The sequence below is a fragment of the Pseudomonas sp. PA-1-3F genome (assembly GCF_021609665.1).
Taxonomy (GTDB): Bacteria; Pseudomonadota; Gammaproteobacteria; order Pseudomonadales; family Pseudomonadaceae; genus Aquipseudomonas; species Aquipseudomonas paracarnis.
Map to the genome: position 1 here is coordinate 131660 of NZ_WJZD01000016.1, position 13450 is coordinate 145109.

General features: G+C 60.7%; 11 protein-coding genes. 7 read left to right on the forward strand and 4 right to left on the reverse strand.

What is annotated here, in order from left to right:
- Together GIV26_RS13895 and GIV26_RS13900 are read right to left on the reverse strand one after the other, a co-directional pair.
- Entirely contained in the window at positions 1-2523 is a 2523-nt protein-coding gene (locus GIV26_RS13895) for a CS1-pili formation C-terminal domain-containing protein (protein ID WP_236281123.1), read from the reverse strand.
- Between the two features lie 112 nt (positions 2524-2635).
- Positions 2636-3136, reverse strand: coding sequence for a CS1 type fimbrial major subunit (locus GIV26_RS13900; protein ID WP_054897684.1), 501 nt, complete (start codon positions 3134-3136; stop codon positions 2636-2638).
- A gap of 462 nt (positions 3137-3598) precedes the next feature.
- On the opposite strand from GIV26_RS13900, the gene GIV26_RS13905 reads away from it, so the two are divergent.
- A complete protein-coding gene (locus GIV26_RS13905; RefSeq protein ID WP_034127994.1) occupies positions 3599-4108 on the forward strand; it encodes a PadR family transcriptional regulator in 510 nt (169 codons plus the stop codon).
- Entirely contained in the window at positions 4105-4872 is a 768-nt protein-coding gene (locus GIV26_RS13910) for a siderophore-interacting protein (protein WP_236281126.1), read from the forward strand. Before GIV26_RS13905 ends, GIV26_RS13910 begins: the two co-directional genes overlap by 4 nt.
- 47 nt (positions 4873-4919) lie before the next feature.
- On the opposite strand, the gene GIV26_RS13915 is transcribed toward GIV26_RS13910, so the two are convergent.
- Entirely contained in the window at positions 4920-5546 is a 627-nt protein-coding gene (locus GIV26_RS13915) for a Pr6Pr family membrane protein (protein ID WP_054897682.1), read from the reverse strand.
- Between the two features lie 4 nt (positions 5547-5550).
- A complete protein-coding gene (locus GIV26_RS13920) occupies positions 5551-5784 on the reverse strand; it encodes a VF530 family DNA-binding protein (RefSeq protein ID WP_003188882.1) in 234 nt (77 codons plus the stop codon).
- Between the two features lie 169 nt (positions 5785-5953).
- Here GIV26_RS13920 and GIV26_RS13925 point away from each other — a divergent pair, with 169 nt between their 5' ends.
- The 5 genes from GIV26_RS13925 (at position 5954) to GIV26_RS13945 (ending at position 13332) form a co-directional block, all read left to right on the forward strand.
- The gene (locus GIV26_RS13925; protein ID WP_236281128.1) at positions 5954-7972 is read left to right on the forward strand and encodes a TonB-dependent receptor; all 2019 of its coding nucleotides are present in this window, start codon (positions 5954-5956) and stop codon (positions 7970-7972) included.
- Positions 7973-8003: 31 nt separating this feature from the next.
- Positions 8004-8219, forward strand: a complete 216-nt coding sequence (locus tag GIV26_RS13930; protein ID WP_236281131.1) for a hypothetical protein — start codon at positions 8004-8006, stop codon at positions 8217-8219.
- 224 nt (positions 8220-8443) lie between these two features.
- Positions 8444-10861: a glucose/quinate/shikimate family membrane-bound PQQ-dependent dehydrogenase gene (locus tag GIV26_RS13935; RefSeq protein WP_034127999.1), complete on the forward strand. Its 2418-nt coding sequence runs from the start codon at positions 8444-8446 to the stop codon at positions 10859-10861.
- A gap of 166 nt (positions 10862-11027) precedes the next feature.
- Complete coding sequence (locus tag GIV26_RS13940) at positions 11028-11873, forward strand: 2OG-Fe(II) oxygenase (RefSeq protein ID WP_236281134.1); 846 nt, start codon at positions 11028-11030, stop codon at positions 11871-11873.
- A 34-nt stretch (positions 11874-11907) separates the two neighbouring features.
- Positions 11908-13332, forward strand: coding sequence for a pyridoxal phosphate-dependent decarboxylase family protein (locus GIV26_RS13945; protein ID WP_236281136.1), 1425 nt, complete (start codon positions 11908-11910; stop codon positions 13330-13332).
- Positions 13333-13450: the final 118 nt, after the last annotated feature.

The window sequence follows — 13450 nt, forward strand, 5'->3', positions numbered from 1 at the left end:
TCAACCGGCGGTTTCGCCCTTGTGGTTAGCTTCGGCCAGCGTGTCCGGCGTGCAGCGCAGATCACCAATCATCAGCACGTCGTTTTCATCCGGCGCAGTGCTCGGGTCCAGGCGGAACTGGCAGAGCAACTGGTTCTGGTAGCGCACCTGCAGGGTCGGCGCGCTGGCGCTCATCTCCATGGAGAAGAACCCGTCCACTTCGCTGACCCCACGGCTGGCGTGATTGATTACGTGATGGCCTTTAAGCGGCGCGCCGCGTTCATCCAGCAGGCGGCCGAGTACGGTGACGGTTTTCATCACGGTGATCTTGCGGTAGTCCACGCCGCCCTTGTTCAGGTGGTAACTGGAGCGTGCGGGCTGGATGTTCGCCGCCGGCGGGTGGTTGCCTTCGAAGTCGAAGCTCACGCTGCTGCTCTTGTAGGCCGAGACCGGAACGTAGTTGCGCCCCGGACGCAGTACCGCGCTGCCGCCGCCCAGGTCGTCGGCGCGCAGGGCGATCTCGTCAAGGTCGGTTTCCACATCGATGATCATCCCCGCGCCGTTGCCCTGGTACTGGCTGCTGAGCAGCATTTTCCCGGCGCCCGCGACGAAGGTGCTGTTGAGGTTCAAGCCACCACTGAAATCGCCATTGAAGGAGCTGCGCTGCACAAAGCCGTCGCCGCTGACCACGTCGGTGCTGAAGTTGGCCATGCCTGACAGGCCGACGCCGTAGGTATCAGTGATCGCCGTGGCCGAGACACTTTGCAGCACATGGTCGGTGAGGTTCTGGCGATACGTGATCGACGCGTTGTTATCGCGGCCGCCATCACGGGCGGTGCGGGTGCCGATGCTGCCGGAAATCTGCCGGCCATCGCTGCCCAGGTTCACGCTCAGGCTCACATCCACGCCACGGTTGCGCTGGTCATTGGTGCCGGCGCTGCCGGGGCGGTCGAACACCGAGAAACGCCAGTTGGCATCACTGCCGAAAAAGCTGTCGTGACGGCTCCAGCCCAGGTCCAGCCCCGCACCTTCGACGTTGCCTTGGCTGTGGGACACTCGCATGTTCAAAGTGTTTTTCGCATCAAGGCGATGGTTGACCGACAACGCCGAATTGCTGGCCTGGCCGACAAAGGTGTTGCGCCGCAGGCGCGTGCCGTCGGGCAGGGTTTCGTAGGTGTCGCGGGTGTCGAGCCAGCTGCGGTTGTGACTGAACACCAGGTTGGTCGCGCCGAAGCTGTAGAGCCCTTGCAGGTCAAGGCCCGTGCCATGTTCACGGGTTTGATAAACATTGGCATAGAGGCTGGTGTTGTCGGCAACGGTCCAGTCCACCGAGCTGCCATATTGCAGTTGCTCGCGCACCTGGCGGGCCGACAGGCCAAGAATCACCCGTGGGTGGAGCAGGTAATTGAGCGACGCGCCGGCCGTCACCGCACCCGAGGCTTGCTCGTCCCAGTTGCTGAACAGCTTGGTTTCGCGCCCGGCGAACAGGTTGTAGCGCCAGCGGTCTTCGGCGTTGCGCCAGTTACCGGGCTTGTACACCAGCTCCTGCGTAGTGCTGGTGGTGAGGCCGTCTTCCACCAGGCGTACTTCCACTTCATAGATACCGCCGGGCAGTGGCCGGGTGTCCAGGGTTTGCAGGCCGGCGGCCACGGCCTGGGTGTTGATCAGCAAGCCGTTGCGATAGATCTCTACCGCTGCCTGACGGTTGGCGGTGACGTAGATCGGGTACACGCTGGGCTTGGGGTTGTTGATCGCCAGGCTGTCGGAGCTGCCGTACATGACGCCCAAGGCAGTGTCGGGGCTGGCGCCGAAGCTGCGAAGTTGACGGGTCAGGCCATCGGAATTGGGGGTGAAGTGGCCAAGGCGAAAAAACTGCCCCTCTAGTTCACGCTGGGTATACAGCTCATGAATCGCGTGGCGCATGGGTTGGTCATTACCGCTCTGGCGCGCCAGTTGCAGGTTGAACACCTGGCTCCAGTTGCCCACGCTGGAACTGGCTTGCAAACCATAACGGCCGCCGAGGCTGTCTTGCTGACCGCCATTGAGGTTGAGCTGGTTGTTGATGATCAACCCCAGGCTGCCGCCGTCGGGCTGGTCGTAAAAGCGCGGGGCTTCGCTACTCAGTTCAACGTCCTGCGTAAGGATCGACAACTGCGAGCTTTCCAGATTGTAGTAAGCAGAGATCATCTTTTGCGGGCAAGACTGGGTACAGGCGCCCAACGCCACGCCTTTTTCCAGCAGGCCTTGCCAGGTGTCGCGGGTGGCAGCCGGCACCTTGCTGTCGCCGGTGTCGGTGAATTCGAGCAGGGTGACGCGGTCGTCCCGGGACAGCACGATCAGCGCTTCGCCAAGCAGTTGGTGGTCCAGGTCTACGCGCACCGCGAGGGGTACATCGAAAAAGTGATCGGCAAAGCCTGCGGGCAAGCCTTGGGCCTGAGTGATCAGGCTGCCGGGCGTGGCTGCACCGGAAGCAGCAGGTGCCGCCAGCGCACTCGTACATATCAGCAGCGCAAGCGCAGCCGCGATAGGCGTCATCGGGAACATGAACGGATACTCTGAATGCCAGGAGACCAGAATCAAAAACCAGGCCGGCGAACGGAGGAGGCATTCGCCGACCTGAAAAGTCATGCCCGCGCCAAGCGGGCATTAAGTGGCATCAAGGCGCTACTGGCAGTACCGCGTCGAAGACCACTGGCATCACGGAGGTGTACGAACCGCGCTGAGTCGCCGAAGGCTTGGCTGCGACGATGCGCATCTCCGCACCTACGCCTGGGGTGGAGTCGGCTTCGTTGACCACTTCCTGTGGGGTGCCGGTCAGGGTCACACCATTGAGGGTGGTGGTGAGCGGGATGTTCTGGCTTGGGTCACCGTTGAACAGCACGGCCGGGCCGCCTTCGATGTAGGCGTGAACCGAACCATTGGTGTTCTTGATGTCGTAGATGGCGCTCAACGGCGCCAGCTCACCGCTGACCAGGTTATAGGTCATGGTTTCATCGCGACCCCAGTTCGGGTCACGCGGCTGGGCGTGGAACACGGTAGTCGGGATGGTGGCCTTCATGTTGACGGTGTGGCTGGCTTCACCGGCAGCAAAAGCTGTTACCGAGGAGGACAGCGCCATAACAGCCAGGGGAACAGCAATCGCGAACTTCTTGAACATGGTCAATACCTGTAGTTATCAACATTGAGTGATTCGTCGCCAAGTAACCGCCTTAACAACGAACGCGCCGCCGTTAGTTGCAACGCCAAACAATGATCAACTCAAAACAACAGTAGGTATGCAGGCAACCTCTCACGCCTGCGTAGCCCTATTAATCAGGGATTGAGAGAAAAACATGGCACTTTGCCAAAACTTTCAAAGTAGCTGTAAGAACAAGACTACAACACAAAAAACAGGGCCAACCAAAAGAACTTTCGCTCAGAAAAATACCACAAACAAGCTGCCGGACATAAACTTAACTGAGTTTAAACTCTAATTAAAGTTATGACTCTAAAATTAATCGTATTCCACGTATTCCAAGGTCCTCTGCCGGAAAAGGCGCCGATGACCGTTGGTCGCCAAGCCCTATCGTCACATTAAGATACATCTTAAGTTATATCTAAACCTGTCTGGAGAGACTGCATGAGAAACGAACCTCGCGGTGAATTCGAAAAACGTGGCGGTCGCGGTCCTCGCGTCTTCGCACCGGGTGATCTGAAATTACTGCTGCTGGCGCTGATCGCCGAACAACCATGCCACGGCTACGACCTGATCCGCCGCATCGAAAGCCTGTTCGACGGCGCCTACAGTCCCAGCCCCGGCGTGATCTACCCGACCTTGACCTTCCTCGAAGAGAGCGAGCTGATCAGCGGCAATGCCGAAGGCGGGAAAAAGCACTACACAATCACCGACGCCGGTCGTCTCTTTCTAAGTGAGCAGGCCGTTGCTCTGGACGGCGTGCGCATGCGCATCGACGTCAGCAAACGCTCACTGCGCGGCCACGACCGCCCACCTGAAATCCACGAAGCGGTGCATAACCTGCGCCACGCCTTGCATTCGCACAACGGGCACTGGAGCCCGCAGGAAATCGTTCGTGTTGCGGCGCTACTCAATCGCACCGCCCAAGCCATTGCCGACGGGACAGACCAATGAACACACAAGCTATTCACCGCGTAACCCATGAAATAAAACGCCGCCGCCTGGAAGTGCTGCGGGTGGTGGACATCACCCCGCGCATGCGCCGCATCACACTGGGCGGGCCTGAGCTGGCGGGCTTTGTCAGCCTGGGCAGCGACGATCACATCAAGCTGCTGTTCCCGCAGAACGCCGCCGAGCAAGCGGCGCTGGAAAGCCCGACGTTCGCCATCAAGGGCGACGGCCCGCAACCGGCCATGCGCGACTACACGCCACGACGCTACGACCTGAAAATCGGCGAGCTGGATATCGACTTCGTGCTACATGGCGATGGCCCTGCGTCTACCTGGGCCGAGCAGGCGCAGGTCGGTCAGCACCTGTATATCGGCGGGCCACGAGGCTCGATGATCGTGCCGGACATTTTCGACAGCTACCTGCTGATCGGCGACGAAACCGCCCTGCCCGCCATCGGTCGACGCCTGGAAGAACTGCCGGCCGGGCGCAAGGTGCTGGCGGTGATTGAAATCGCGGATGCGACGGAGCAACAAGCGCTGCAAAGCGCGGCGGACGTCGAGATTATTTGGGTGATGCGCGGCCAGGATGACCTGCTCGACGTGGTGCGCAACCTGACGCTGCCCAGCGGCACGCTGTACAGCTTTGTCGCCACCGAAACCAAGTTGTCACGCCAGGTACGGCGGGTGCTGCTGGATGCGCACAAGGTCAACGAGGAATACCTCAAGGCCGTGGGTTACTGGCGTGCTGAGGGCAGCGGAGAAGAATGAATAAGGTGGGAGCTGGCTTGCCTGCTCCCACCTTAATGGTGCTCACTTTAAATCGAGGGTGATTTGAGGCGCTTGTCCAGGCCAACGATCACCAGCCCAATGACGATAAACCCTGCCAAAATCCCTCCGGCATTCACAAACACTTGTGGATAACCGAGGCTGTCCACATCCATGAACGGGTACTGATACTGCCCGAGCATATGCCCCCGCAGCAGCACATAACCGAAGTACACCAATGGGTAGATCACCCAGCCGGCAATGTGTTTGAGCCGCAACGTACCCTTGGGCACGCACCGCCACCAATACACCACAAACAACAACGGCATGACGTCGTGCAGCAATTCATCGGCGATAAATTGAAAGCCTTGCGGGCTCCACAGATGCCGCAGCAGCAGGTTGTAGGCCAGGCTCACCACCACGATGCTCGCGGCAATCGCGCTACTGATGCGAGGCGCGAGGAAGAACCGCTTGGCGGCTGAGTCGCGCTTGACCAGTGAGTAGCTGAGCACCACGACCACCAGGGTATTGGTCAGAACGGTGAAGAAGCTGAAGAAACTGATCAGGCCGCCCAGCAAGCTCGCGCCACTGGCCCAGCGCGAATAGAGAATCAGGTATTGCTGGATAGCCAACCCCACCCAACCGGCCAAGGCTGCCGTCGCGACAAAGCGCTTCATGCTTTCAATCCAGGGGGCGCTTGGTACGCATCAGCTTGACGTACAAACCTTCGACCTTTTCCCGCGCCCACGGGGTTTTGCGCAGGAAAGTCAGGCTCGACTTGATGCTCGGGTCACTCTTGAAGCAGCGGATATCAATGCGCTCGGCCAAGCCGCTCCACTCGTAATGCTCCACCAAGGTGGTGAGCACGTGTTGCAGGGTCACACCGTGGAGCGGGTCGTTGCTTGTCGCGGTCATGCCGGGCCTTTTGCAAAAAGAGGAACACAGCCGCGCACCTTAGCCGACGGGGCGAGCAGGTGGAAGCATCGCATTGAATATAGCCCGCCAGGAAAAGTTCCCCTTTTTCACAGAAAAGAGATGTTATATTGTAACTTAAATTATCAGTCATTTTGCCCAGGAATATCCGATGTCGCTGCCTTCTCTCTGGCGCTTGTCGCCCCTAGCCGCCGCCCTGTTGATTGGCTCCCAGGCACATGCCCTGGAACTGCCACCCCAAGTAGTCACCGGCAACCCGCTGGGCAGCACACAACTCGCCTCGCCCACTACCGTGCTGGAAGGCGATTACCTGACCCTGCAACAAAAAGGCAGCCTCGGTGAAACCCTGAACAAGCAGCCGGGCGTGTCGTCTTCGTACTTTGGCCCGGGGGCCAGCCGCCCAATCATTCGCGGCCAGGATGGCGACCGCATTCGCATCCTGCGTAACGGCGTGGGGGCGCTGGATGCCTCGTCGCTGTCCTACGACCACGCGGTGCCACTGGACCCGATCAACGTTGACCGCATCGAAATCGTGCGGGGCCCGGCAGCCCTGCTGTACGGCGGCAGCGCCATCGGTGGGGTGGTCAACACCTTCGACAATCGCATCCCCACCGAAGCCATCGAAGGCATCCATGGCGCTGGCGAGTTGCGCTACGGCGGCGCCGACACCACCCGCAGCAGCGCCGGCAAGCTGGAAGCCGGCAACGGCACCTTCGCCTTGCACCTGGATGCCAATGCGCGCGAGTTCAACGACCTTAAAATCCCAGGCTATGCCCGCAGCCGCCACGCGCCGGAAAGCGAAAACGGACCCGGCAAAAACGGGCGCCTGGGTAACAGCAATGGGCGCCAGGACGGCGGCGCGGTGGGCGGTTCCTACACCTGGGACGATGGTTATGCCGGGCTGTCCTACAGTAATTACGACAGTAACTACGGCTCACCCGCCGAGCAGGATGTGCGCATCCGCATGAAACAGGACCACTACGCCTTTGCCTCCGAGATCCGCAACCTGCAAGGGCCGTTTACCTCGGTGAAAATCGACGCCGGGTACACCGACTACGAACACCGCGAAATCGAAGGCGGTGAAACCGGCACCACCTTCAAGAACAAAGGCTATGAAGCGCGGGTGGAAGCTCGTCACCAGCCGATTGGCCCATTCGATGGCGTGGTCGGCGCCCAAGTGACCCGCAACGAGTTCTCGGCCCTGGGCGAAGAAGCCTTCGTGCCGCAGACCGACACCAACGCCGGCGCGCTGTTTATCCTCGAAGAAATGCAAGCCACCGAACGCCTGAAACTCAGCCTCGGCGCACGCCTGGAACACACCAGCGTCGACCCGAACGCCAAAGGCAACGAGCGTTTTGCCAATGCCGACAAGAGCAGTGACTTCACCGCCGGTAGCCTGTCGTCAGGTGCGGTGTACACCCTCACGCCGATCTGGTCCCTGGCCGCCACCCTCGGCTACACCGAACGCGCGCCGACCTTTTACGAGCTGTATGCCAACGGCGCCCACGTCGCCACCGGCACCTATGAGTTGGGCGATGCCAACCTGAAGAAGGAAAAGGCCGTGTCCAGCGACCTGGCCCTGCGCTTTGACAACGGCACCCACAAGGGCAGCTTCGGCGTGTTCTATAGCCACTTCTCCAATTACATCGGCTTGTTGGGCACGGGTCGTACCCTGAACGATGAAGGCGAAGAGGACGCGGGAGGTATTCCCGAGTACGAATATTCTGGTGTGCGCGCACGTTTCGCCGGCTTTGAAGCCCAGGATCACTGGAAGCTCGGCGAAGGCGCCTACGGTAAGTTTGCGCTGGAACTGTCGGGCGACTACACCCGCGCCACCAACCTGGACACCGGCGAAGCCTTGCCGCGCATTGCGCCATTGCGTTTGAACAGCGGCTTGCTGTGGGAACTGGATCGCTGGCAAGCGCGTATCGACGTGGAACATGCCGCAGGCCAAGGGCGTGTGCCGGATAACGAAAGCGGCACCGATGGCTACACCACCCTCGGCGCCAGCGCGGGGTATCGCTTCAATGTGGGCGGCAGCCAGTGGCTGGCGTTCGTCAATGGCGAGAACCTGACCAACCAGACCGTGCGCTATGCCAGCTCGATCCTGCGCGACATCGCACCGGCGCCGGGGCGCAGTGTGCAGTTCGGCATCCGCACCACTTTCTAACCGTCACCTCACCCCCCCTGTAGGAGCGAGCTTGCTCGCGAAAAACGCCAACGATAACGCGCGCTTCCTGAATAAACGCGGCGCCTGTGAGTTTTTCGCGAGCAAGCTCGCTCCTACAGAGATAGAGCCTGCCATCAGGCTATTTTTGCAGCGACTATCTGTCACTGTTACCAAAACTGAAATGATGCATCTTGCGATTCACCCTTTCTCAAAACGCCCCGCCGCATTATCCTTCGCAATAATCTGAAACGCTTCACCTCCCGGTCGACTCCCTTTGCCGAATTTCTTCCTGCACAAAGACAGCGCTGTCTTGAATCGACCTGCGCCAGGGGATTGATTGCCCGCCTGTGGATAACCCGGTTATCCACAGAAAAAACCAAAAATAACGATGAACCAAGCCCGAGCCGAATCGTCATCTACAGTGAGTGAAGCACGGGGTTACATAATTCCAACGTAACGGAGAAACACACTATGAGCACTGATGGTGCCTCAAGCCCAAGCCGCCTGTTGCCCAGGCTGCTGGGGGTCTTGCTGCTGATCATGGGGCTGGCCTTGCTGGCCGGTGGCGTCAAGCTGAGTATGCTCGGCGGGTCGCTGTACTACCTGCTGGCCGGTATCGGCATTGCCGTGACCGGCGTATTGCTGCTGGCCACTCGCCGCGCCGCGCTGGGCCTGTATGCACTGGTGTTGTTTGCCAGCACCGTGTGGGCCCTGTGGGAAGTGGGCCTGGACTGGTGGCAACTGGTGCCGCGTCTGGCCCTGCTGTTCGCCCTCGGCATCGTCATGCTGCTGCCGTGGTTTCGTCGGCCATTGCTGCGTGGCCAAGCCGCACCGCTGGGCACTGGCGCGCTGAGCGTTGCCGTGGTGCTGGCGGGCGCGACCGCCCTGGCCAGCCAATTCACCAACCCAGGTGAAATGGTCAAGACCGGCCAACTGGACCGCGACGCGGTGCCGGGTATGGCCAGCGCTGCGCCAACCCAGGCCGATGGCGACTGGAACTCCTATGGCCGCTCGGCCTTCGGTGACCGTTACTCGCCACTGGCACAGATCACCCCGGAGAATGCCCATAAGCTGGTGCCGGCGTGGACTTATCGCACTGGCGACATCCCTGGCCCAGGCGATCCCGGTGAAACCACCGCCGAAAATACCCCGCTGAAAGTCAATGGCATGCTCTACGTGTGCACACCGCACAGCCAAGTGATTGCCCTGGACCCGGATACCGGCAAGGAAATCTGGCGTTTCGACCCGAAAATCACCACCCAGGGTGCTGAGAGCTTCAAAGGTTGGGCGCACATGACCTGCCGTGGCGTGTCGTACCACGATGACGCCGCCTACGCTTCCGAGCAGAGCCCGACTGGCACTGCCAGCCCGGCCGCCGCTCCGAATGCCTGCCCGAAACGCATCTTCGTGCCGACCGCCGACACCCGTCTGATCGCCCTGAACGCCGACACCGGCAAGATGTGCGAAGACTTCGGTGACAAAGGCCAGGTCGACCTGCGTGCCAACATCGGTAGCTTCGCCCCAGGCGGTTACTACTCCACGTCGCCACCGGCCGTGACCAAGAACCTGGTCGTGATCGGCGGTCACGTGACCGACAACGTTTCCATCGACGAGCCAAGCGGCGTGATCCGCGCGTTCGACGTGCACACCGGCAAGCTGGTGTGGAACTGGGACAGCGGCAACCCGGACGACACCACCCCGTTGGCCGAGGGCAAGACCTACACCCGCAACTCGCCGAACATGTGGTCCATGTTCGCCGTGGATGAAAAACTCGGCATGCTCTACCTGCCGATGGGCAACCAGATGCCCGACCAGTACGGCGGCGACCGTACCGATGAGTCCGAGAAGTACGCCGCGGGCCTGACCGCCCTGGACATCGACACCGGCCACGTGAAGTGGACCTTCCAGTTCACCCACCACGACCTGTGGGACATGGACGTGGGCGGCCAGCCTTCGCTGATCGACATCAAGACCGCTGCGGGCGTGAAGCAAGCGGTGATGGCGTCGACCAAGCAAGGCAGCATCTACGTGCTGGACCGCGCCACTGGCCAGCCAGTGGTGCCCGTCAATGAAATCCCGGTGCCACAGGGCGCAGTGGCGGGCGACCGCACCTCCCCTACCCAACCCAAGTCCGACCTGAACTTCATGCCGCCGCCGTTGAAAGAACGCGACATGTGGGGCGTGACACCGTTCGACCAGATGCTGTGCCGGATCGATTTCAAATCCATGCGCTACGACGGCCCGTTCACCCCGCCGTCCCTGCAAGGTTCGATCGTGTACCCAGGCAACTTCGGCGTGTTCGACTGGGGCGGTATCTCGGTTGACCCGGTGCGCCAGATCGCCTTCGTGAACCCAAGCTACATGGCGTTCAAATCGAAGCTGATCCCGGCTGCCGACATTGCCAAGCAAGGCCCACGCGTCAGCGAAACCGAAGGCGTGCAGCCGAACAAAGGCGCCCCGTATGGTGTGATCCTTGAAGCACTGCTGTCGCCGATGGGCCTGCCGTGCCAGGCACCGGCCTGGGGCTACGTGGCGGCGGTTGACCTGACCACCCACCAGACCATCTGGATGCACAAGAACGGCACCGTGCGTGACAGCTCGCCGGTTCCAATCCCACTGACCATGGGCGTGCCTAGCCTGGGTGGTACGTTCACCACCGCCGGTGGCGTCGCGTTCCTCAGCGGCACCCTGGACCAGTACCTGCGTGCCTATGACGTGAAAAACGGCAAGCAACTGTGGGAAGGCCGCCTGCCTGCAGGCGCGCAAACCACCCCGATGACCTATACCGGCAAGGACGGCAAGCAATACGTGCTGGTCATGGCGGGCGGTCACGGTTCCCTGGGGACCAAGCAGGGTGATTATGTAATGGCGTTCAAACTGCCGGATTAAGTAGCGCTGGCGGTAAAAAAGCGGCGGCCCGAACGGGCAGCCGCTTTTTTTTTGCCTGCTGATAATGCCCCAGCGTTTCCCCTCAACCCTTTAAAACTAATTTAGTGCGCACGCCCTGCGTAATACAAAAGGCGTACGGATAAAACTTTAAAGGGAGCTTCACTGCATGACGGACCATGTCGCTACAAAACCGATTCTTTCCACCCCCACAAAAATCCTGGAACTTGAACACCTCAATACTGCAAGTTTGAAAAAACTCATCAGTGGCCAAGTGCTTGCCATTCGAGTACCTGAATTTGCCAACGCAACCACCAGCGCACGGTTGATTCAGGCCATCGACGATACCGCCACCCTGGAACACTATGGTCATGAAACCTATGAAGAGGGGCGCGTCGTTCAGCACTTCTATGGTGTGCATCGCTGGGGCACCCCGTTCAACTCCACGTACGGCAAGGCCGCCGGCGGTGACGCACAAGAAAAATATTATGCAGACGCGGCCCGTATGCGCGGCCTTATCGACAGCCTCTGTGCGCCGCAAAAACCGCCCATTCAACAGCTGATGGAACAGTTCCAGGCGCTCTGGCCGCAAGGTGCAACAGCCGCTTCGTTCCAGGGCCGACCGATGTTTTGCGGGATCATCCGCGTCATGTTCCCGGAGACGGCGCACCTCTCGGAAACGGTGCCCCATGTGGATTGCCTGCCCCGCACAATCGCTGAACTGCAGCATCAATTCAGCGCCAATATCTACCTGCAAACACCGCCTTCGGGGGGCGAGTTGATCATCTGGGATACCCAAGCCTTTAGCTATGATGAGGTCAAGCGCTTCGAAGGTGCCCAACTGCCCGAACAGTGTTTACAAAAACCGCTGCGCATCCGCCCACGCAAGAACGAACTGGTGCTCATCAATACCCGCCGCCCCCACGCCATCTGCGGGTTCGATTCGGGAAAACGCGTCAGCATGCAGTCGTTTATCGGCTATACCCCCGGCGAACCGTTTTACTTCTGGTGCTAATACTTTTATTGCTCGTGCACATGGACGTTTATCTATGACCCCCGAAGAATTCCGCCAACATGGCTATGCCATGATCGACCTGATTGCAGACTACCGACAGAACATCGAACAACGCGGCGTGCAGCCCACCACCCGACCTGGCGAGATCAAAGCTGCCCTGCCGACCAGCCCGCCTGACACCGCCGAACCGTTCGAACAGATCATGGGCGACGTCGAAAAACTGATCATGCCCGGCTTGCTGCATTGGCAGCATCCCAGTTTCTTCGGGTTCTTCCCTTCCAATGTGGAACTGTCCTCAGTGCTGGGCGATTGCCTGAGCACCGGCCTGGGTGTGATTGGGTTGTCCTGGCAATCCAGTCCGGCTCTCACCGAAATAGAGGAAGTCACCACCGACTGGCTGCGCGACATGCTCGGCTTGGGCAACACGTGGAGCGGTGTGATCCAGGACTCTGCGTCCACCTCCACGCTGGTGGCGCTTATCAGCGCCCGGGAACGCAGCTCCGATTACGCGCTGATGCACAACGGCCTGCAAAACAGCAGCGCGCCCCTGATCGTCTACACCTCAGCCCATGCCCACAGCTCGGTCAACAAGGCGGCGATCCTGGCCGGGTTCGGCCAGAACCATATCCGCACCATCGCCACCGACGCACACCATGCAATGTCGCCCCAGGCACTGGCGCACGCCATCGAACAGGACCTGGCCGCCGGTAACACGCCCTGCGTGGTGATTGCCACCACCGGCACCACGGCCGCCATGGCGATCGACCCCCTGGATGCAATTGGCGAACTGACCCAACGTCACGGCCTGTGGCTGCATGTGGACTCGGCCATGGCCGGCGCCGCAATGATCCTGCCAGAATGCCGGGCCTTGTGGGATGGCATCGAAAAGGCTGACTCCCTAGTGCTCAACCCGCACAAATGGCTGGGCGCGGCCTTCGACTGCTCGGTGTACTTCGTGCGCGACCCCGAGCATTTGATTCGCATCATGACCACCAACCCGAGTTACCTGCAGTCCAGCGCAGACGGCCAAGTGCGAAACTACCGTGACTGGCGGATCTCCCTGGGCAGCCGTTTCCGCGCCTTGAAGTTGTGGTTCCTGATACGCGAGCAAGGCGTCAGCGGCCTGCAAGCGCGGTTGCGGCGAGACCTGGCCAATGCGCGCTGGCTGGCAGAGCAGATCGAAGCCACTGAGCACTGGACACTGGTGGCCACGCCCGCCTTGCAAACCCTGTGCATTCGCCATGAACCGCCGGGTTTGGAAGGCCAGGCACTGGACCATCACACGCGAGCCTGGGCAGAAAAACTCAACCAGTCAGGCGATGCCTACGTCACCCCCGCCATCCTCGATGAGCGCTGGATGGTGAGGGTGTCCATCGGCGCGCTGGGCACCGAGCATCAGCATGTCCAAAGGTTGTGGGTGCGATTGCAAACCCTGGTCGCTGAAACGCGGCCGAAGTAGCCCCCCCTGTGGCGAGGGAGCTTGCTCCCGTTGGGGCGCGAAGCGACCCGCCAAACCGCGGACGGCGCCGCGCCCCCGGGGGTGCACGGCCCCGCTGCCCAAGTCCACCTCGCTCGCG